The 21400-nt window shown below is 61.5% G+C and carries 19 protein-coding genes; 12 read left to right on the top strand and 7 right to left on the bottom strand.

Going from position 1 to position 21400, the window contains the following annotated elements; translation table 11 throughout:
• Window positions 1-107: 107 nt before the first annotated feature.
• From M0808_RS20795 to gatC, 6 genes are all read right to left on the bottom strand, one after another.
• Window positions 108-488 (bottom strand): carboxymuconolactone decarboxylase family protein, encoded by a 381-nt coding sequence (locus M0808_RS20795; RefSeq protein WP_003221648.1) that lies wholly within the window; start codon window positions 486-488, stop codon window positions 108-110.
• A complete protein-coding gene (locus M0808_RS20800; RefSeq protein WP_247842311.1) occupies window positions 485-1546 on the bottom strand; it encodes a calcium/sodium antiporter in 1062 nt (353 codons plus the stop codon). Before M0808_RS20800 ends, M0808_RS20795 begins: the two co-directional genes overlap by 4 nt.
• Before the next feature lie 46 nt (window positions 1547-1592).
• Complete coding sequence (locus M0808_RS20805; RefSeq protein ID WP_007966094.1) at window positions 1593-1967, bottom strand: septal ring lytic transglycosylase RlpA family protein; 375 nt, start codon at window positions 1965-1967, stop codon at window positions 1593-1595.
• Between the two features lie 229 nt (window positions 1968-2196).
• Window positions 2197-3642, bottom strand: coding sequence for an Asp-tRNA(Asn)/Glu-tRNA(Gln) amidotransferase subunit GatB (gatB, locus tag M0808_RS20810; RefSeq protein WP_007961565.1), 1446 nt, complete (start codon window positions 3640-3642; stop codon window positions 2197-2199).
• Window positions 3643-3652: 10 nt separating this feature from the next.
• Window positions 3653-5104, bottom strand: a complete 1452-nt coding sequence (gene gatA / locus M0808_RS20815) for an Asp-tRNA(Asn)/Glu-tRNA(Gln) amidotransferase subunit GatA (RefSeq protein WP_097090387.1) — start codon at window positions 5102-5104, stop codon at window positions 3653-3655.
• Between the two features lie 16 nt (window positions 5105-5120).
• Window positions 5121-5408: an Asp-tRNA(Asn)/Glu-tRNA(Gln) amidotransferase subunit GatC gene (gatC, locus tag M0808_RS20820; protein ID WP_003221657.1), complete on the bottom strand. Its 288-nt coding sequence runs from the start codon at window positions 5406-5408 to the stop codon at window positions 5121-5123.
• A 211-nt stretch (window positions 5409-5619) separates the two neighbouring features.
• Between gatC and mreB the strand changes: the two genes are divergently transcribed.
• The 8 genes from mreB (at window position 5620) to tldD (ending at window position 16894) form a co-directional block, all read left to right on the top strand.
• Window positions 5620-6657: a rod shape-determining protein MreB gene (gene mreB / locus M0808_RS20825; RefSeq protein ID WP_002555108.1), complete on the top strand. Its 1038-nt coding sequence runs from the start codon at window positions 5620-5622 to the stop codon at window positions 6655-6657.
• Window positions 6658-6798: 141 nt separating this feature from the next.
• Complete coding sequence (mreC, locus tag M0808_RS20830) at window positions 6799-7923, top strand: rod shape-determining protein MreC (protein WP_223008496.1); 1125 nt, start codon at window positions 6799-6801, stop codon at window positions 7921-7923.
• On the top strand, window positions 7923-8414 hold the full coding sequence (gene mreD, locus M0808_RS20835; RefSeq protein WP_096795347.1) for a rod shape-determining protein MreD: 492 nt from the start codon (window positions 7923-7925) through the stop codon (window positions 8412-8414). Before mreC ends, mreD begins: the two co-directional genes overlap by 1 nt.
• A 44-nt stretch (window positions 8415-8458) precedes the next feature.
• Window positions 8459-9055, top strand: a complete 597-nt coding sequence (locus M0808_RS20840) for a Maf family protein (RefSeq protein WP_225137543.1) — start codon at window positions 8459-8461, stop codon at window positions 9053-9055.
• Window positions 9056-9113: 58 nt separating this feature from the next.
• Window positions 9114-10571: a ribonuclease G gene (rng, locus tag M0808_RS20845; protein WP_007961585.1), complete on the top strand. Its 1458-nt coding sequence runs from the start codon at window positions 9114-9116 to the stop codon at window positions 10569-10571.
• A gap of 75 nt (window positions 10572-10646) precedes the next feature.
• The gene (locus M0808_RS20850; RefSeq protein ID WP_247842313.1) at window positions 10647-14450 is read left to right on the top strand and encodes a YhdP family protein; all 3804 of its coding nucleotides are present in this window, start codon (window positions 10647-10649) and stop codon (window positions 14448-14450) included.
• Window positions 14451-14586: 136 nt separating this feature from the next.
• A complete protein-coding gene (locus M0808_RS20855; RefSeq protein WP_096795350.1) occupies window positions 14587-15447 on the top strand; it encodes a carbon-nitrogen hydrolase family protein in 861 nt (286 codons plus the stop codon).
• Between the two features lie 4 nt (window positions 15448-15451).
• Window positions 15452-16894: a metalloprotease TldD gene (gene tldD / locus M0808_RS20860; protein WP_007961588.1), complete on the top strand. Its 1443-nt coding sequence runs from the start codon at window positions 15452-15454 to the stop codon at window positions 16892-16894.
• A 51-nt stretch (window positions 16895-16945) separates the two neighbouring features.
• Here tldD and yjgA read toward each other — a convergent pair whose 3' ends face one another.
• The gene (gene yjgA, locus M0808_RS20865; protein ID WP_003221672.1) at window positions 16946-17470 is read right to left on the bottom strand and encodes a ribosome biogenesis factor YjgA; all 525 of its coding nucleotides are present in this window, start codon (window positions 17468-17470) and stop codon (window positions 16946-16948) included.
• Window positions 17471-17572: 102 nt separating this feature from the next.
• On the opposite strand from yjgA, the gene pmbA reads away from it, so the two are divergent.
• The 4 genes from pmbA to M0808_RS20885 all read left to right on the top strand — a co-directional run bounded on the left by pmbA (window position 17573) and on the right by M0808_RS20885 (window position 21400).
• Window positions 17573-18925: a metalloprotease PmbA gene (gene pmbA / locus M0808_RS20870; protein WP_247842314.1), complete on the top strand. Its 1353-nt coding sequence runs from the start codon at window positions 17573-17575 to the stop codon at window positions 18923-18925.
• 242 nt (window positions 18926-19167) lie between these two features.
• Window positions 19168-19575 (top strand): hypothetical protein, encoded by a 408-nt coding sequence (locus M0808_RS20875; protein ID WP_027610839.1) that lies wholly within the window; start codon window positions 19168-19170, stop codon window positions 19573-19575.
• Window positions 19556-20932 (top strand): class II fumarate hydratase, encoded by a 1377-nt coding sequence (locus M0808_RS20880; protein WP_247842315.1) that lies wholly within the window; start codon window positions 19556-19558, stop codon window positions 20930-20932. Before M0808_RS20875 ends, M0808_RS20880 begins: the two co-directional genes overlap by 20 nt.
• A 27-nt stretch (window positions 20933-20959) precedes the next feature.
• Entirely contained in the window at window positions 20960-21400 is a 441-nt protein-coding gene (locus tag M0808_RS20885; RefSeq protein ID WP_139053851.1) for a hypothetical protein, read from the top strand.

The raw sequence follows: 21400 nt of genomic DNA on the forward strand, positions 1-21400 counted from the left end.
TCTTCGCGAGCAAGCCCGCTCCCACAGATTTTTGTGTTGTTAATCAGATTTCAACAACACCAAAGAACCCTGTGGGAGCGGGCTTGCTCGCGAAGGCGTCAGTCCTTTCACTCAGGTTTCTGGTAACTGTCGATCACTTCCTGCGCCGCGCGAAACGCATCAATCGCCGCCGGCACCCCGGCGTACACCGCGCAATGCAGCAGCGCTTCGCGAATCTCTTCGACCGTGCAGCCATTGTTCAGCGCGCCACGCACGTGGCCTTTCAGTTCCTGCGGGCACTTCAATGCGGTCAGCGCTGCAAGGGTAATCAGGCTGCGGGTTTTCAGCGGCAGACCTTCGCGATTCCACACGCCGCCCCAGGCGTGTTCATTGACGAAATCCTGCAACGGCTGAGTGAACTCGGTGGCGTTGCCCAAGGCGCGATCAACGAACGCATCGCCCATTACCTGACGGCGGATTTCAACCCCGGTTTTCTGCGAATCGGTCATGGCACATCCCTCTTGTGGTGTTGGCGGCGCCAGGCGCGTACGGACGTGAACAACAGAAACGCCAGCAGCGTCGGCAGCACGTAGAACAGCATCAGTTTTTCCAGTTTGCCGGCCAGCGGCATGCCGGTGGTGAACGACACCACGTGCAGCCCGTAAGCCGCGTACAAACCGAGCAACAACAAACCTTCGGCGCGGGTCACGCGGTAGCCGGAATAGAACACTGGCAGGCACAAAGCGGCGACGCCGAGCATCACCGGCAAGTCGAAATCCAGCGCGTTGGGCGATACCGACAACGGCGTCGGCGCAATCAACGCAGTGACCCCGAGCACCCCGAGCAGGTTGAACAGGTTGGCGCCAATCACGTTGCCCACGGCGATATCGCGTTGCCCGCGCAATGCGGCGATCAGCGAGGTGGCGAGTTCCGGCAGCGAGGTGCCGACCGCAACCACCGTCAGACCGATCACCCGTTCGGAGAAGCCCAGATCGGTCGCCACCGCCACCGCTGCGCCGAGCAGCAAATGCCCGGCGAACACCAACAGCGCGAGGCCGACGATGATCATCAGCAGACTGCTGAACCACGGCACCTGCGGAGGTTGTGGCGATTCCGAATGCGGGCGCGCCGAGTGTCGCGACTGGCGCAGCAACAGGCCCAGATACAACGCCAATGCCGCGAGCAACAGCACGCCGTCGAAGCGGCCGATCTGTTCATTCCAAGCGAGGACGAACACCAGCAGGCTGGCGCCGATCATCAGTGGAATATCCAGACGCACCAGTTGCCGTGAGACTCGCAACGGAATGATCAGCGCCGACAGACCAAGGGTCACGAGGATGTTGAAGATGCTGCTGCCGATCACGCTGCCGACGGCGATGTCGGGGTTGTGCGTCAGGGTTGCTTGCAGGCTGACCGCCATCTGCGGGGCGCTGCTGCCGAGGGCGACGATGGTCAGGCCGATGATCAGCGGCCGCACATGCAGGCGTGCGGCCAGACGCACCGCGGCGCGCACCATCAGTTCGGCGCCGAGGATCAGCAGGATCAGGCCGCTGAGCAGCTCGATCACCTTGATCAGTGGTAGGTCGGCTAGAGCAAAAATGGTCAGCGCTCCATCAGTCGTCGAGGGCCTGTATGCGCACCCGTGCGGTGCCGCTACCGAGCATGCCGAGGCGTTCGGCGGCTTCACGCGAGACATCGATCAAGCGGCCACGGGTGTGCGGGCCACGATCGTTGATGCGCACAACGCAGGATTTGTCGTTTTTCAGGTTGGTGACCTTCACCCGGGTGCCGAATGGCAATTGGCGGTGGGCGGCGGTCAGGGAATGCTGGTTGAACGGTTCGCCACTGGCGGTGCGTTTACCGTGGTGCTTGGCACCGTAATAGGAGGCGACGCCGGTCTGGTCGTAACCGTGCGGGTCGATGATGTCGTTGCTGGCGCAACCGGCGAGCAAGGAGAGCAGGGCGCAGGCGCCGAGCAGACGTTTCATTCAAAGGCTCCACAAAACAAATGTGGAAACAACCCAATGTGAAGATCAGCTTCAGTGGCGAGGGGATTTATCCCCGATGGGGCGCGCAGCGCCCCCAAATTCCAGATACAGAAGAATTGGGGCCGCTTCGCAGCCCATCGGGGATAAATCCCCTCACCACAAAACCCCTTCAGCCATGGATTGTTCCCACAGGGGATGGAGCCAGGCTTCAGGTCTGGCCCCATTTGCATCAGCCTTCGAGCTTGCTTTTCAGCAGTTCGTTCACTTGCTGCGGGTTGGCCTTGCCTTTCGAAGCCTTCATGGCCTGACCGACGAAGAAGCCGAACATCTTGCCGCGTTTGGCTTCGTCTGCCGCACGGTATTGTTCGACCTGCTCGGCGTTGGCCGCGAGCATTTCGTCCAGCACCGCGGAGATCGCGCCGCTGTCGGTCACTTGCTTCAGACCGCGCTTGTCGATGATCTCGTCCGCCGTGCCTTCGCCGTTGGCCATCGCTTCGAACACCACTTTGGCGATCTTGCCGGAGATGGTGTTGTCCTTGATGCGCTGCAACATGCCGCCCAACAGTTCAGCGGAAACCGGCGACTCGTCGATGTCCAGGCCTTGCTTGTTGAGCAGGCTGCCCAACTCGACCATGACCCAGTTCGCCGCCAGTTTGGCGTCGCCGCCGATGGCTGCGACCTTCTCGAAGTAGTCCGCTTGCTCACGGCTGGTGGCCAGCACGTTGGCGTCGTAGGCCGACAGACCGAACTGGCTCTGGAAGCGCTCGCGTTTTTGCGGTGGCAGTTCCGGCAGGGTGGCGCGCACCTCGCCGAGGAACGACTCTTCGATGACCACTGGCAGCAGGTCCGGATCGGGGAAGTAACGGTAGTCGTTGGCTTCCTCTTTGGAGCGCATCGGACGGGTCTCGTCCTTGTTCGGATCGTACAGACGGGTCTGCTGGATCACTTTGCCGCCGTCTTCGATCAGCTCGATCTGCCGCTGGATCTCGGAGTTGATGGCCTTCTCGATGAAGCGGAACGAGTTGACGTTCTTGATCTCGCAGCGGGTACCAAACTCGACCTGGCCTTTCGGCCGTACCGACACGTTGCAGTCGCAACGCAGCGAGCCTTCGGCCATGTTGCCGTCACAGATGCCCAGATAACGTACCAACGCGTGGATCGCCTTGACGTAAGCCACGGCTTCCTTGGCGCTGCGCATGTCCGGCTCGGAAACGATTTCCAGCAGCGGCGTGCCGGCACGGTTCAGGTCGATGCCGGTGGCACCGTTGAATTCTTCGTGCAGGCTCTTGCCGGCGTCTTCTTCCAGGTGCGCGCGGGTGATGCCGACACGTTTGACGGTGCCGTCTTCCAGCGCGATGTCCAGGTGGCCCTTGCCGACGATCGGCAATTCCATCTGGCTGATCTGGTAGCCCTTCGGCAGATCCGGGTAGAAGTAGTTCTTGCGGGCGAACACGTTGTGCTGACCGATCTCGGCGTCAATCGCCAGACCGAACATCACCGCCATGCGCACCGCTTCCTGGTTCAGCACCGGCAATACGCCGGGCATGCCCAGGTCGATCAGGCTGGCCTGGGTGTTCGGCTCGGAGCCGAACTGGGTGGAACTACCGGAAAAGATTTTCGACCGGGTAGTGAGCTGAGTGTGAATCTCCAGCCCGATCACGACTTCCCATTGCATGTGTGTCTCCTCAGAAGCCGGTTGGGGTGCGGGTGTGCCAGTCAGTGTTCAACTGATACTGATGGGCAACGTTCAACAGGCGACCTTCCTGGAAATACGGCGCAAGCAACTGCACGCCCACCGGCAGACCGTCGACAAAACCGGCCGGCATCGACAGGCCTGGCAGGCCCGCGAGGTTGGCGGTGATGGTGTAGACGTCTTCCAGATAGGCAGCGACCGGATCGCTGTTCTTCGCGCCGAGTTTCCAGGCCGGGTTCGGCGTGGTTGGGCCGAGGATGATGTCGACTTCATTAAAGGCCGCCATGAAGTCGTTTTTCACCAGACGACGGATCTTCTGCGCTTTCAGGTAGTAGGCGTCGTAGTAACCGGCGGACAGCGCGTAGGCGCCGACCATGATCCGGCGCTGCACTTCCGGCCCGAAGCCTTCGCCGCGGGAGCGCTTGTACAGGTCGATCAGGTTTTCCGGGTTCTCGCAGCGATGGCCGAAGCGCACGCCGTCGAAACGCGACAGGTTCGAGGAGGCCTCGGCTGGCGCGATCACGTAGTACGCAGGAATCGCGTGCTGCATGTTCGGCAGGCTGATTTCCTTGATCACGGCACCGAGCTTCTGCAGCTCTTTGATGCTGTTCTGGATCAGTTCGGCGATGCGCGGGTCGAGACCGGCGCTGAAGTATTCCTTCGGCACGCCGATGCGCAGGCCCTGCAGCGAAGTGTTGAGGCTGGCGGAGTAATCCGGAACAGGCTCATCGATGCTGGTGGAGTCGTTCTGGTCGAACCCGGCCATACCTTGCAACAAAATCGCGCAGTCTTCGGCCGTACGCGCCAACGGGCCACCTTGGTCGAGGCTGGAGGCGTAAGCGATCATGCCCCAGCGCGAAACACGACCGTACGTCGGTTTCAGGCCTGTGAGGTTGGTGAATGCAGCGGGCTGACGGATCGAACCACCGGTATCGGTGGCCGTGGCCGCCGGCAACAGACGAGCGGCAACCGCCGCCGCCGAACCACCGGACGAACCACCCGGCACGTGTTCCAGGTTCCACGGGTTTTTCACCGCACCGTACCAGCTCGACTCGTTGGCCGAACCCATGGCGAATTCGTCCATGTTGGTCTTGCCCAGGGTCACGGCGCCGGCAGCGGCCAGTTTCGCGACCACGGTGGCGTCGTACGGGGCCTTGAAGTTGTCGAGCATCTTCGAACCGCAGCTGGTGCGGATGCCTTGAGTGCAGAACAGGTCCTTGTGGGCGATCGGCGCACCGAGCAGGGCGCCGCTCTCACCGTTGGCCCGGCGCGCGTCGGCGGCTTTCGCCTGCTCGAGTGCCAGCTCTTCGGTGAGGCTGATGAAACTGTTGAGCTGCGGATCGAGCTGGGTAATACGCGCCAGCAGGACTTTGGTCAGCTCTTCGGAGGAAAACTTTTTATCGGCGAGACCGCGGGCGATCTCGGCCAGAGTCATTTGATGCATTGCAGGCTCTTTCCCTTTAGTCGATGACTTTCGGAACCAGATACAGGCCGTTTTCGACCGCTGGTGCGATGGACTGATAGGCCTCGCGGTGATTGGTCTCGGTCACGACGTCGGCGCGCAGGCGCTGACTGGCTTCCAGCGGGTGGGCCAAAGGCTCGATACCGTCGGTATCGACGGCCTGCATTTCGTCGACCAGCCCGAGAATGCTGTTGAGGGCGGAAGTAATGTGCGGAAGATCGGCATCATTCAGGCCAAGGCAGGCCAGATGTGCGATTTTTTCCACGTCGGAGCGTTCTAGCGCCATCGGGATTCTCCAGTGGAAAACAGAACGGACGGCGTCCGTGTGTTAGATTGTCGGAACACTACCGCACTTCTACGGTCATAAGGCCGCGATTGTGGGGCTTGGTGCACAGAAAAGCGGCCAATTTAACATATTGGCGCCTTGCCCAAAATCCCTGTCGTTGTTAGAGTTTGCCGCACTTTTTTACCCACGCGTTGCCTAGGGTCCCTTTCCCATGTTCAAGAAACTGCGTGGCATGTTTTCCAGCGATCTTTCCATTGACCTGGGCACTGCCAACACCCTTATTTACGTGCGCGAGCGCGGTATCGTCCTGAATGAGCCATCGGTTGTGGCCATTCGGACACACGGTAACCAGAAAAGTGTCGTTGCTGTCGGCACCGAAGCCAAGCGCATGCTCGGCCGTACGCCGGGCAACATTGCTGCCATTCGTCCGATGAAGGACGGCGTGATCGCCGACTTCAGCGTCTGCGAAAAGATGCTGCAATACTTTATCAACAAGGTTCACGAAAACAGCTTTCTGCAGCCCAGCCCTCGTGTGCTGATCTGCGTTCCATGCAAATCCACCCAGGTTGAGCGTCGTGCCATCCGTGAATCGGCCCTTGGTGCCGGTGCCCGTGAAGTGTTCCTGATCGAAGAGCCGATGGCTGCTGCGATCGGTGCCGGCCTGCCGGTTGAAGAAGCACGCGGTTCGATGGTCGTCGATATCGGTGGTGGTACCACTGAAATCGCGCTGATCTCCCTGAACGGTGTGGTCTACGCCGAATCCGTCCGCGTGGGCGGCGACCGCTTCGACGAAGCGATCATCACCTACGTACGCCGCAACTACGGCAGCCTGATCGGTGAATCGACTGCCGAGCGCATCAAGCAGGAAATCGGTACGGCCTACCCGGGCGGCGAAGTTCGCGAAGTCGACGTTCGCGGTCGCAACCTGGCCGAAGGCGTTCCACGTGCATTCACCCTGAACTCCAACGAAGTGCTGGAAGCTCTGCAAGAGTCCCTGGCCACTATCGTTCAGGCGGTGAAAAGCGCGCTGGAGCAATCGCCGCCGGAACTGGCTTCCGACATCGCCGAGCGTGGCCTGGTGCTGACCGGTGGTGGCGCGCTGCTGCGTGACCTCGACAAGTTGCTGGCCCAGGAAACCGGTCTGCCGGTGATTGTTGCCGAAGATCCGCTGACCTGTGTTGCTCGCGGCGGTGGCCGTGCATTGGAAATGATGGACAAGCACACCATGGACCTGCTCTCCAGCGAATAAGCGCCGGTTTGCAATACGTGGGTGAGCGCACAGGCAGCACTTTGCAGTGCTGCCTGTTGGCGTTTATCTTCTGTCAGTCTTCATCCAGGCCGGTTTGATGCCGTATGAATAAACAGAACATTTGCCTGGGAGGAGCGGCTTATTAAACCGCTTTTCGCCAAAGGCCCTTCGTTGGGTGTGCGCCTGTTGGTGCTGGCCGTGCTGTCGGTCGCGCTGATGGTGGTCGATGCCCGCTTCGACCTGCTCAAACCCGCGCGCAAACAAGCGTCGCTGGTGTTGATGGACGCCTACTGGATCACCGACCTGCCCGGACGGCTGTGGGAAGGGATCGCCAGTCAGTTCGGCAGCCGCACCGAGCTGGTCGCCGAAAACGAAAAACTCAAGACCGAGAACCTGCTGTTGCAGGGGCGCATGCAGAAGCTTGCCGCCCTTACCGAGCAGAACGTGCGGCTGCGCGAGTTGCTCAATTCCTCCGCACTGGTCAACGAAAAGGTCGAGGTGGCCGAGTTGATCGGCATGGACCCCAATCCCTTCACCCATCGCATCATCATCAATAAAGGTGAGCGCGATGGCGTGGTGCTCGGTCAGCCGGTGCTCGATGCACGCGGTCTGATGGGCCAGGTGGTCGAGTTGATGCCGTACACCTCCCGTGTGCTGCTGCTGACCGACACCACTCACAGCATTCCTGTGCAGGTGAACCGTAACGGTCTGCGGGCGATTGCCAGCGGCACCGGCAACCCGGAACGCCTGGAACTGCGGCATGTTGCCGATACCGCTGACATCAAGGAAGGCGATCTGCTGGTCAGCTCCGGCCTCGGTCAGCGCTTCCCGGCCGGTTATCCGGTGGCGACGGTCAAGGAAGTCATCCACGATTCCGGACAGCCGTTCGCAATTGTCCGCGCGGTGCCGACCGCTGCGTTGAACCGCAGCCGTTATCTGCTGCTGGTGTTCAGTGACAACCGCACCGCCGAAGAGCGCGCCAACGATGCGGCGCAGGCCCAGGAAAATCTCGATGCGCAGGGCGGTGGCCCGATGCTTCCGGCCACGGTGCCGAAAGTCGTCAACACACCGGCTGCCGCTGCAGCGCCAGCCGCCCCGGCAGCACCGGCCGCTGCGGCCAGCACCACGCCGGCCAAACCTGCTGCGAGCAAACCCGCTGCGGCCAAGCCTGCGGCGGCGGCCAAACCGCCAGCATCCCAGCCTGCTGCGCGTCCGGCGGCGAAACCGCCCGCCACTGCGCCGGGCAACACAGGGAGACAAGAATAATGGTCGGCGCTACCGCTTCGCGTAACGGCTGGATTGTCTGGCTGACTTTTGTCTTCGGCATCCTGCTCAGCGTTTCACCGCTGCCGATGTTCATGGAAATCCTGCGTCCCCTCTGGCTGGCCTTGCTGCTGACTTTCTGGGCGTTGTACATGCCGCATACCGTCGGCATGGTCACCGCGTTCTGTCTGGGGCTGGCCGAAGACGTGCTGCAGGGCGATCTGCTTGGCCAGAATGCCTTGATCCTGACGCTGATCACCTTCCTCGTGCTGTCGTTGCAGCAGCGTCTGCGGATGTTCCCGATGTGGCAGCAATGCCTGGTGATCCTGGTGATCTTCGGCCTCGCTCAACTGGTTCAACTGTGGCTCAGCGCCTTGACCGGCAACCGTCAGCCAACCCTGGCTCTGGTACTGCCGGCACTGGTCAGTGCCTTGCTCTGGCCTTGGGTCAGCTTCGCTTTGCGTGGATTGCGCCGGCGCTACAAAATCAACTGATTCGGTCAGGCATGTGCCCGCACCTCGACAAGGGAGATGTCTTGATGAAGCCGCTTTACCTCGCCTCTGGTTCGCCGCGTCGGCGTGAGTTGCTCACGCAGATCGGCGTGCCGTTCTCCGCCATCAGTGCGGACATCGATGAAACCCCGATCCCCGAAGAATCGCCCTCGGCCTATGTCGAACGCCTGGCGCGTGGCAAGGCCGAGGCCGGTCGACGCACGCGAGTGACCGACGCGGCGTTTTGCGTTCTGGGCGCGGACACCGCCGTGGTGCTCGACGGCAAAATTCTTGGCAAACCGGTGGACGAAGCCGATGCATGCGCCATGCTGATGATGTTGTCCGGCAAGGAGCATGAAGTGCTGACCGCCATCGCCGTGCTCGAAGGCGAGCGCTGTGAGTCGCGCGTGGTGCGCAGTCTGGTGCGCTTCCGCCCGATCAGCCGCGAAGAAGCGGCGGCCTACTGGGCCAGTGGCGAACCCCGGGACAAGGCCGGCGGGTATGGCATTCAGGGCCTCGGCGCGGTGTTTGTCGCCGGGCTCAATGGCAGCTATTCGGCGGTGGTCGGGCTGCCGGTTTGCGAAACCGCAGAACTGTTGGGCCATTTCGGCATACCCTGTTGGCAAAACCTGAACGCGCAATGAGCGTCGTACGAATCAAGATGCGGCCATTATCGTGAACATGCCTGAACGAGACCCTGCCATGAGTGAAGAGATTCTGATCAACATCACGCCGATGGAATCGCGCGTGGCGGTGGTCGAAAACGGTGTGCTGCAAGAAGTCCATGTCGAGCGCACGCAGAAACGCGGGATCGTCGGCAACATCTATAAGGGCAAGATTGTCCGGGTGCTGCCGGGCATGCAGGCGGCATTCGTCGACATCGGTCTGGATCGTGCGGCATTCATCCACGCCTCGGAAATCTCCCTGCGCGAAGGCCCGGCGGTGGAGAGCATCAGCGCGCTGGTGCACGAGGGGCAGAGCCTGGTGGTACAGGTCACCAAGGACCCGATCGGTTCCAAAGGCGCGCGCCTGACCACGCAGCTGTCGATTCCGTCGCGCTATCTGGTGTACATGCCGCGCACCGCCCACGTCGGTATTTCCCTGAAGATCGAAGACGAAGCCGAGCGCGAGCGCCTCAAGCAAGTGGTCAGCGATTGTGTGGCCAAGGAAGGAATCAAGGAGGCCGGAGGCTTCATTCTGCGTACTGCCGCCGAAGGTGCCGGGGCCGATGAGATCCTCATGGACATCCGCTACCTGCGCCGCCTGTGGGATCAGATTAATGCGCAGATCCAGACCATCGGCGCGCCGAGTGTGATCTACGAAGACCTCGGTCTGGCCCTGCGCACCTTGCGCGATCTGGTCAGCCCGAAGATCGAGAAAATCCGCATCGATTCCCGGGAAACCTTCCAGAAAACCACGCAGTTCGTCGCCGAACTGATGCCGGAAATCGCCGATCGTCTGGAACACTATCCGGGCGAGCGGCCGATTTTCGACCTGTATGGCGTCGAAGACGAAATCCAGAAAGCCCTCGAGCGCAAAGTGCCGCTCAAGTCCGGCGGCTATCTGGTGGTCGATCCGGCGGAAGCCATGACCACCATCGACGTCAACACCGGCGCGTTTGTAGGCCATCGCAATCTCGAAGAAACCATCTTCAAGACCAACCTCGAAGCCGCCACCGCGATTGCCCGGCAGATGCGCCTGCGCAATCTGGGTGGGATCATCATCATCGACTTCATCGACATGGAAGATGAAGAGCATCAGCGCCAGGTGCTGCGCACCCTGGAAAAACAGCTCGAACGTGATCACGCCAAGACCAACATCATTGGCATCACCGAGTTGGGCCTGGTGCAGATGACCCGCAAGCGCACCCGTGAAAGCCTTGAACAAGTGCTGTGCGAGCCGTGCAGCAGTTGCCAGGGGCGGGGCAAGTTGAAGACCCCGGAAACCATCTGTTACGAGATTTTCCGCGAGATTCTGCGCGAAGCCCGCGCCTATCAGGCCGAAGGTTACCGGGTGCTGGCGAACCAGAAAGTGGTGGACCGTTTGCTCGATGAAGAATCCGGTAACGTCGCCGAGCTTGAAGGGTTTATCGGCCGCACCATACGCTTTCAGGTCGAAACCATGTATTCCCAGGAACAATATGACGTGGTGCTGCTCTGAACCCCTGCAGCACATTTAATCCACAACGGCTGGCCTCAGCTTTCAGTAGTTTTTTTGCCATGGGAGCCAACTGACATGGAGCGTCTGACACGCATTTTGGCCGCACTGACCCGCTGGGGGCTGGGCCTGTGCGCGTTGGTTCTGGTGTTGATGGCGTTGTACGTCAGCCTCGGTCGGGAACTGACGCCACTGGTGGCGGAATACCGCACCGATATCGAAGACAAGGCCACGGCTGCGCTTGGCATGCCGTTGCAGATCGGCGAGCTGGAAGGCAACTGGAGCGGCTTCGCACCGATTCTGCTGGCCCATGATGTGATGGTCGGTGACGGCGCCAATGCCTTGCGTCTGGATCGGGTGCGCGTGGTGCCTGACCTCTGGGCCAGTCTGCTGGCGCGCGAAGTGCGTATCGCCCATCTGGAATTGAACGGCCTGAAGATCAGTGTCAAAGAAGCACAGGACGGCACCTGGGCGCTGGAAGGCCTGCCGGTGCAGAACGATCAGCCGCTGGATCCCGAACAATTGTTCCAACGCTCGCAGATGGTTCAGCAACTGTCGGTGCTCGACAGTCAGGTGACCGTGCAGCCGCTGGATCAGGCGCCGATGACCTTTACCTACGTCGGACTGAATCTGAAAACCGGCAGCAGCCGTCAGCGTCTCGATGCTCGTCTGACCTTGCCCGACGGGCAACCGGTGGCGATGAGCCTGCGTACACGGATCCGCCCCTCTCAATTGCCGGACAGTTCGGTGGAAGGTTATGTCAGCCTGCCGCAAAGCGACTGGTCGAAGTGGCTGCCGGAGCGTTTGACCCAACAGTGGAATTTTTCCGAGATCAAGGCTGGCGGCGAGCTGTGGGTGAACTGGAACGACGGCGCTCTGCAAAGCGCCGCCATTCGTTTGAACGCACCACAGGTGACCGGCGCTTATGCCGAGCGCAAGCCGATCAAGATCAACAATCTGGCGCTCAACGGCTATTACCAGCGCGATGACGAGGGCGCGATTGTCACTCTCGATTCGCTGGCGATGAACTTCGGCGAGACCCGCTGGGAATCCCATGTGCAGCTCAAGCAGACGGTGGCCGCCGATAAAACCGATGAGTTGTGGCACTTGCAGGCCGACCGCCTCGACCTGACACCGATCACGCCGTTGCTCAATGCGCTGGGGCCGTTGCCCGAAAACGTCGCTACGGTCGTCGACCACCTGAAGGTGACGGGTGGACTGCGCAACGTGCTGCTGGATTTTCGTCCCAATGCCACCGACGGCTCGAAATTCGGCTTTGCGGCCAACCTCGATAATGTCGGTTTCGATGCCTATCACGGTGCCCCGGCGGCGCGAAACGTCAGTGGCAGCCTCAGCGGCAACCTCGACGGTGGCGAGTTGCGCCTGGACAGCAAGGATTTCGTCCTGCACCTCGATCCGATCTTCGCCAAGCCATGGCAATACATCCAGGCCAATGCCCGACTGACCTGGAAGCTCGATAAAGAAGGTTTCACCCTGATCGCGCCGTACCTGAAAGTGTTGGGCGAAGAGGGCAAAATTGCCGGCGACTTCCTGATCCGCTTGCACTTCGACCATAGCCAGGAAGACTACATGGACCTGCGCGTCGGGCTGGTCGATGGCGATGGTCGCTACACCGCCAAATACCTGCCCGAAGTCTTGAGCCCGGCCCTCGACGAGTGGCTGCGTACAGCGATCCTCAAGGGCGCCGTGGATCAGGGTTTCTTCCAGTACCAGGGTTCGCTGAGCAAAAACGCCAAGGACGTGGATCGCAGCATCAGCCTGTTCTTCAAGGTGCATGACGCCGAGCTGGCGTTCCAGCCGGGCTGGCCGCACGTGAGCAAGGTCAGCGGCGATGTGTTCATCGAGGACAGCGGCGTGCGCATCGTGGCCGACAAGGGCCAGTTGCTCGACACCCAGGTCAGCGACGTTTTCGTCAACATTCCCCATGTGCCGGCCGGGCAGCCCACCCATCTGTTGCTCGACGGCGGATTTGTCGGCGGGCTGGGCGATGGCTTGAAGATTCTGCAGACCGCGCCGATCGGTACCGGCGAAACCTTTGCCGGCTGGGAAGGCGAGGGCGATTTGCAGGGCAAGGTCAAACTCGACATTCCGCTGGAAAAGGGCGATCTGTCGAAGATTCTCGTCGATTTCAAAACCGCCAATGCGCGCCTGAAACTGGCAGAGCCGAAGCTGGAATTGAGCCAGCTCAAGGGCGATTTCCGTTTTGACAGCGCCAAGGGGCTGAGCGGGCAGAACATCGCCGCCAGGGCCTTCGACAAGCCGGTGACCGCGCAGATTTTCGCTGATGGCAGCCCGAACAAGCTCAAGACTCGGGTCGCGGCTTCCGGGCAGGTCGAGGTCAAGAAGCTCACTGACTGGCTGGGCGTGACTCAGCCGTTGCCGGTGTCCGGGACCCTTCCGTATCAGTTGCAGGTCAACCTTGACGGCACTGACAGTCAGCTCACTGTCAGCTCCAGCATGAAAGGCGTGGCAGTGGATCTGCCGGCACCGTTTGGCATGTCGGCCGAGCAGGGTCGTGACACGGTGTTCCGCATGACGTTGCAAGGTGCGGAGCGGCGTTACTGGGTCAACTACGATCAGCTGGCGAGCTTCACCTTCGCCGCGCCGCCGAGCAATATCGCCGATGGTCGCGGTGAGCTGTTCCTCGGTACGGGCGACGCCGTACTGCCGGAGGCCAAGGGCTTGCGCATTCGCGGTGTGCTGTCGGAGCTGGACGTCGCGCCGTGGCAGGATCTGGTCAGCAAATACGCCGGCAACGATCCGGGCGGCAGTGCCAAACAATTGCTCAACAGTGCCGACTTCAAGGTGGGCAAGCTCACCGCCTTCGGCACCACGCTGGATCAGGCTGCTGTACAGGTCAATCGCAAGCCATGGGCGTGGAATCTGGCGCTCGACAGCCAGCAGGCCAAGGGTTCGGCCAGCCTGCCCGATGCCAAGGGCGCGCCGATCGCGGTCAATCTGCAATACGTACGCCTGCCGGCGCCGGATCCGACGGTGCAGGCTGACGAGAACTCGCCTGATCCGCTGGTTTCGGTCGACCCGACCAAGATTCCCGCGCTGGATATCACCATCAATCAGTTGTTTCTGGGCCAGGATCTGGTGGGCGGCTGGTCGCTCAAGGTTCGACCGACGGCCAAAGGCATTGCCCTGAACAATCTCGATATGGGCCTCAAGGGCATCCTGTTGCAGGGCAATGGCGGCTGGGAAGGGGCGCCGGGTTCGACCAACAGCTGGTTCAAGGGCCGGATCAGCGGCAAAAACCTTGCCGATGTGCTCAAGGGCTGGGGCTTTGCGCCGAGCGTGACCAGTGAAGAGTTCCATATGGATGTCGATGGCCGCTGGCCGGGCTCGCCGGCATGGCTGGCAACCAAGCGCTTCTCCGGCACGCTGGATGCCTCGCTCAATAAAGGTCAGTTCGTTGAAGTGGAGGGCGGCGCGCAGGCGTTGCGGGTGTTCGGTCTGCTCAACTTCAACTCCATCGGCCGTCGTCTGCGCCTGGACTTCTCCGACTTGTTTGGCAAAGGCTTGAGCTACGATCGGGTCAAGGGCCTGTTGGTGGCTAATAACGGCGTGTATGTCACCCGCGAGCCGATTCGCCTGACCGGTCCTTCGAGCAACCTTGAGCTGGACGGTACGCTGGATCTGGTCGGCGATCAGGTCGACGCCAAATTGCTGGTGACCTTGCCGGTCACCAACAACCTGCCGATTGCCGCGTTGATCGTCGGCGCGCCGGCGGTCGGCGGGGCGTTGTTCCTGATCGACAAGCTGATCGGCGACCGCGTGGCACGCTTCGCCAGCGTCAAGTACACCGTCAAAGGCCCGTGGAAAGAGCCGAAAATCACTTTCGACAAGCCTTTTTGAGTAGCATGAGGCTTTCCCCGTGTAGGAGCTGCCGCAGGCTGCGATCTTTTGATCTGGTTTTTAAAAGCAAAATCAAAAGATCGCAGCCTGCGGCAGCTCCTACAGTGATAAGTGGACTCCCTGTCAGGAAGCAGCCATGTCTTTAGCGGTGATTCAAATGGTCAGCCAGAGTGATGTGCTGGCCAATCTGGCGCAGGCTCGACGCCTGCTCGAACAGGCCGCGGCCGGCGGCGCGAAGCTGGCGGTGCTGCCGGAAAACTTCGCCGCCATGGGCCGTCGCGACATCGCCGACATCGGCCGTGCCGAAGCGCTTGGCGAAGGACCGATCCTGCCATGGTTGAAACAGACCGCCCGCGACCTCAAGTTATGGATAGTGGCCGGCACCTTGCCGTTGCCACCGCTCGGGCAACCGGACGCCAAGTCCCACGCCTGCTCGCTGCTGGTCAACGATCAGGGTGAAACCGTGGCGCGGTATGACAAGCTGCACCTGTTCGATGTCGATGTGGCGGACAATCGCGGGCGGTACCGTGAATCCGATGACTATGCTTATGGCAGTGGCGTGGTGGTCGCAGACACGCCGGTTGGCCGAGTCGGCCTGACCGTGTGTTACGACCTGCGCTTTCCGGAGCTGTACAGTGAATTGCGCGCCGCCGGTGCCGAGTTGATTACCGCCCCGTCGGCCTTCACCGCAGTGACCGGTGCGGCGCATTGGGATGTGCTGATTCGCGCCCGGGCCATCGAGACGCAGTGTTATGTATTGGCGGCAGCGCAGGGCGGGACTCACCCGGGACCGCGTGAAACCTTCGGTCATGCGGCGATTGTCGACCCGTGGGGCCGTGTGCTGGCGCATCAGGATCAAGGCGAGGCGGTATTGTTGGCCGCACGCGACAGTGATGAACAAGCGTCTATCAGGGCGCGAATGCCGGTGACGAGTCATCGGCGGTTTTTCTCGCAGGGCGCCCAGCGGCCTGCTTCAGAACATGAATTTAAGGCGTAAACCTATGAGCGAGTTGTTGTCCTCAGTCAGTGATCACCTGTTGGCGCCCGGCGGCGTGACCATCGAGAGCCTGCAAGGTGTGCTCGGCGATCTGGCCGGCCCGGGCATCGATGCTGCCGATCTGTATTTCCAGGGCCAGATCTCCGAATCGTGGTCGCTGGAAGACGGTATCGTCAAGGAAGGCAGCTTCAACCTCGACCAGGGTGTTGGCGTGCGTGCGCAGTCCGGCGAGAAAACCGGTTTTGCCTACAGCAATGCGATCACCCTTGAGGCCCTCGGCGCTGCGGCCCGTGCCGCGCGTTCGATCTCCCGCGCCGGGCAGAACGGCACGGTGCAGGCGTTCAGCACTCAGGATGTCGCGCAGTTGTATGCGCCGGACAACCCGCTGGAAGTGCTGAGCCGCGCCGAGAAAGTCGAGCTGCTCAAGCGCATCGACGTCGCTACCCGCGCCCTCGATCCACGGATTCAGCAGGTCAGCGTGAGCATGGCCGGGGTCTGGGAACGGATTCTGGTGGCGTCCACCGACGGTGGCCTGGCCGCTGATGTGCGTCCGCTGGTACGTTTCAACGTCAGCGTGATCGTCGAGCAGAATGGCCGTCGCGAGCGCGGCGGACATGGCGGCGGCGGGCGTACCGACTACCGTTATTTCCTCGCCGAAGACCGTGCCATGGGTTATGCCCGTGAAGCGCTGCGTCAGGCCCTGGTGAACCTCGAAGCGATTCCGGCACCGGCCGGCACCTTGCCTGTCGTCCTCGGTTCGGGCTGGTCCGGCGTGCTCCTGCACGAAGCGGTCGGTCACGGTCTGGAAGGCGATTTCAACCGCAAGGGCAGTTCGGCCTACAGCGGGCGCATGGGCGAAATGGTCGCTTCCAAGCTCTGCACCATTGTCGATGACGGCACGTTGAGCGGCCGTCGCGGTTCGCTGAGCGTCGACGACGAAGGCACACCGACCGAGTGCACCACGCTGATCGAAAACGGCGTGCTCAAGGGCTACATGCAGGACAAGCTCAATGCGCGCCTGATGGGCGTGGCCCGTACCGGTAACGGTCGTCGCGAGTCTTATGCACATTTACCGATGCCGCGCATGACCAACACCTACATGTTGGGCGGCGAGAGCGATCCGGCGGAAATCATCGCGTCGGTGAAGAAGGGCATCTACTGCGCCAACCTTGGCGGCGGTCAGGTCGACATCACCAGCGGCAAATTCGTGTTCTCCACCAGCGAGGCGTACCTGATCGAGGACGGCAAGATCACCGCGCCGGTCAAGGGCGCGACGTTGATCGGCAACGGCCCCGAGGCGATGAGCCGGGTGTCGATGGTCGGTAACGATCTGGCGCTGGACAGCGGTGTGGGCACGTGCGGCAAGGACGGGCAGTCGGTGCCGGTGGGTGTCGGTCAGCCGACGCTGAAGATCGATGCGATTACCGTGGGTGGCACGGGCGCATAAAAAGAGGTGGAGCTGCGGGTGGCGCGCAGGGCGGCCACCCGATGGCGAGTATCAACGCAGGCCGCGTTGGGTATCGTCCAGCTCACGGATGTACTTGAAGATCTTGCGGCTGGAAGCAGGAGGTTTGTTTTGCGCAACCTCGTGCTGAGCCTGACGGATCAGGGAACGCAGTTGCTGGCGATCGGCGTCGGGGTATTCGACGACGAATTTCTCCAGCACGGCATCGTCACCGGCGATCAGGCGGTCACGCCAGCGTTCGAGGTTGTGGAAACGCTCGTTGTACTGACGGGTGGAGGCATCGAGTTGATCGAGCAGGACCAGAATCGCGTCAGTGTCCTGATCGCGCATCAGCTTGCCGATGAACTGCAGGTGCCGTTTACGCGCGATGTTCGCGGTGTGCTTCGGCGCATCAGCCAGGGCCCGGCGCAAGGCGTCGGTCAATGGCAGTTTTGCCTGCAAGTCGGGCTTGAGTGTTGTAAGGCGCTCGCCAAGGTCAACCAGAGCATGCAGCTCGCGTTTGACCTGAGATTTGCTTTTTTCTCCCGTATCGAGGGAGTCGTCGTAAGAATCAACCATGGTGGCAGTCCGCAAAGAAACGCCGCCATGATAACCAGTCGGGGGCCGCTTGTCCGGCCCGGTCGCTCGATGGCCCCAGCCGAAAGCAGAATTTGAGTGGAGATGAGCATGAGTGCAGTTCAAAGCGTCGGCCCGCAAGCATTGCCGGCACTGCAGGAACAGGTCGAGCAGATCATCGCCGAAGCCAAGCGTCAGGGCGCCAGTGCCTGCGAAGTCGCGGTGTCGCTGGAGCAGGGTTTGTCGACGTCGGTGCGTCAGCGTGAGGTCGAGACGGTCGAGTTCAACCGCGACCAGGGCTTTGGCATCACCCTATACGTCGGCCAGCGCAAAGGCTCGGCCAGCACGTCCGCCACCGGGCCGGACGCGATTCGTGAAACCGTTGCCGCTGCACTGGCGATCGCCAAACATACCTCTGAAGACGAAGCCTCGGGCCTCGCCGATGCCGCGCTGATGGCCAGGGATGTGCAGGATTTCGACCTGTTCCACGAATGGGACATCACCCCGGAGCAGGCCATCGAGAAGGCGTTGCTCTGTGAAGCCGCCGCGTTCGACGCCGATGCGCGAATCAAGAACGCCGACGGCACCACCCTCAGCACCCATCAGGGCTGCCGTGTATATGGCAACAGCCACGGTTTCATCGGCGGTTACGCGTCGACCCGGCACAGCCTGAGCTGCGTGATGATCGCCGAAGCCGACGGCCAGATGCAGCGCGATTACTGGTATGACGTCAATCGTCAGGGCAGCCTGCTGGCGGATCCGGTGAGCATCGGCCAGCGTGCCGCGCAACGCGCCGCGAGCCGTCTGGGCGCGCGTCCGGTACCGACCTGCGAAGTGCCGGTGCTGTTTTCCGCTGAACTGGCGGGCGGGTTGTTCGGCAGCTTCCTGTCGGCGGTTTCTGGCGGCAGTCTGTATCGCAAATCGTCGTTCCTCGAAGGCACGCTGGGGCAGAAACTGTTTCCGGAATGGCTGACCATCGACGAGCGTCCGCACCTGATGCGCGCCATGGGCAGTGCGTCCTACGACGGTGATGGTCTGGCCACCTACGCCAAACCGTTCGTCGAGAAGGGCGAGTTGGTTTCGTACATCCTCGGCACGTACTCCGGGCGCAAACTCGGCATGCCGAGCACCGCCAACGCGGGTGGCGTGCACAACCTGTTCGTCACTCACGGTGATGAAGACCAGGCGGCGCTGTTGAAGCGCATGGGCCGTGGGTTGTTGGTCACCGAATTGATGGGCCATGGCTTGAACATGGTCACAGGCGATTATTCGCGCGGGGCGGCGGGTTTCTGGGTCGAAAACGGTGAAATCCAGTTCGCGGTGCAGGAGGTGACCATCGCCGGCAACATGCGCGACATGTTCAAACAGATCGTTGCAATCGGTAATGATCTGGAACTGCGCAGCAATATTCGTACGGGCTCGGTGTTGATCGAGCGGATGACTGTCGCGGGCAGCTAAGCCCCAGCGGTCAGACAAGAAAGGCGCGCCACCTCATCGGGTGGCGCGCCTTTTTTCTTGGCTCCACACAAAACCTTGTGGGAGCGAGCCTGCTCGCGAAAGCGGCCGACCCCAGCGGTGACTGACACGACGCCTTCGCGAGCAGGCTCGCTGCCCCAATGAAGTCTGTGTAATCAGGTGCCCTTGTTTTGGTTCTCATTATCATCTAATAATAAATCTCATCTCCGAACGAGTCCCGGATCATGAGTTCTGCCTTGCACGAGCAGCCGTACCTCGAAAGCTGGCGCTGGATGAGTCGCCAGATCCGTTGCGCGATGGATCCTGACGAACCACGCCTGATCGAACATTACCTGGCCGAAGGCCGTTATCTGGCCTGCTGTACGGCGACTTCCCCGTGGACCATCGCTGAAACCTCCTTCCGTCTGCTGCTCGACACAGCCACCGACATCGCGTTGCCGTGGCACTGGCGCAGCCTGTGTCTCGATCAAGCCTGGCGTCCGTTGCGTGAAATGGAGCGCCTCTCTCTGTGCAACTGTCGGCTCCAGCGCTGGCAGCGCTACACCTGGCAACTGGCGACCTGCGAGTTGCTTCCCTCGATTCCTCTCATTGAATTAGTCCAAGGATTTACCGATGACCAAGACTCGTATTGAGCGCGACAGCATGGGCGAACTACAGGTGCCGGTGGACGCTCTCTACGGCGCGCAGACCCAGCGTGCAGTGGATAACTTCCCGATCAGCGGCAAGCCGATGCCAACGCAATTCATCCGTGCGCTGATCCTCGCCAAAGCCGCCGCCGCGCGGGCCAACGTCGAGCTCAACCAGCTCAGCGCCGGCCAGGGCAAAGCCATCAGCGATGCGGCCCAAGGCCTGCTCGAAGGCGACTTCATGCAGCATTTCCCGGTGGATATCTTCCAGACCGGCTCCGGCACCAGCTCCAACATGAACGCCAACGAAGTGATCGCGACCCTCGCCAGCCGACTGCTTGGCGAGCCGGTCAACCCGAACGATCACGTCAACTGCGGCCAGAGCAGCAACGACATCATTCCGACCACCATCCACGTCAGCGCCGCCCTGGCGTTGCACGAACAACTGCTGCCGGCGCTGTTGCATCTGGTGCAGGTCATCGAAAACAAAGCCGAACAGGTGCACCACCACGTCAAAACCGGCCGCACGCACTTGATGGACGCGATGCCGGTGCGCATGAGTCAGGTGCTCAATGGCTGGGCGCAGCAGCTCAAGGCCAACATCGGTCATCTGCAGGACTTGCTGCCGAGCCTGCAATCGCTGGCGCAGGGCGGTACGGCGGTCGGCACCGGGATCAACGCGCATCCGGAGTTTGCCAAGCGTTTCAGTCGCCAGCTCAGCCAACTGACGAATGTGCAATTAACTCCGGGCAAGGATCTGTTCGCCCTGATCGGCTCGCAGGACACCGCCGTCGCCGTCTCCGGTCAGCTCAAGGCTACCGCCGTGTCGCTGATGAAAATCGCCAACGACCTGCGCTGGATGAACTCTGGTCCGCTCGCCGGCCTTGGCGAGATCGAGCTGGAAGCGCTGCAACCGGGTTCGTCGATCATGCCGGGCAAGGTCAACCCGGTGATTCCGGAAGCTACTGCGATGGTCGCTGCGCAAGTGATCGGCAACGATTCGGTGATCACCATCGCCGGCCAGTCGGGCAACTTCGAACTGAACGTGATGCTGCCGATCATCGCCCAGAACCTGCTCAGCAGCATTGAGCTGCTGGCCAATGCCAGCCGCCTGCTCGGTGACAAGGCGATTGCCAGCTTCAAGGTCAACGAGTCGCGGCTCAAAGAAGCGCTGTCGCGTAATCCGATCCTAGTCACGGCGCTCAACCCGATCATCGGCTATCAGAAAGCCGCCGAAATCGCCAAGCAGGCCTACAAGCAGGGCCGCCCGGTGATCGACGTCGCGCTGGAGCACACCGACCTGTCGCGCAGCCAACTGGAAGAGTTGCTCAACCCCGAGAAACTCACCGCCGGCGGCGTGTAAACCCCGCAACCGCTTTGGAGGCTCACCATGGAGCACTGGAAACGCACGATCGAACGGGCCAATCGCTGCTTCATGTTGGGCGAGCTGATTGATGCCCGTGAAGCTTATCTGCAAGCCCTGGCCCTGGCGCAAGTGCTGTTCGAGCGCTGGGCCGATGCCGACGAAGCGGTGGCGGCCTGCGTCGTCTCCCACCACAACCTGGCGGATCTGCACCTGCGCCTGAATCAACCGGAGGAGAGCGCCGAGTACCTCTGCGCGATTCATCAACGGCTGTTGCAGACCATGCAGGACGAGCGCCTGCGCCCGGCCCTGCGTGAAGCGGCGTTGCGCCAGAGCAGCAAGACCTACGTCGAACTGCTGAATTTCATCAGCGAACACGGCGAATACCCGCGCACCCAGCGCCTGCTGCACCCGGACACCGGCAATGCACGCCGCGCCTCAGTCTCACATCACCATGGAGTCCACTGA

The sequence above is a fragment of the Pseudomonas sp. MWU12-3103b genome (assembly GCF_023100615.1).
GTDB classification, from domain to species: domain Bacteria; phylum Pseudomonadota; class Gammaproteobacteria; order Pseudomonadales; family Pseudomonadaceae; genus Aquipseudomonas; species Aquipseudomonas putida_A.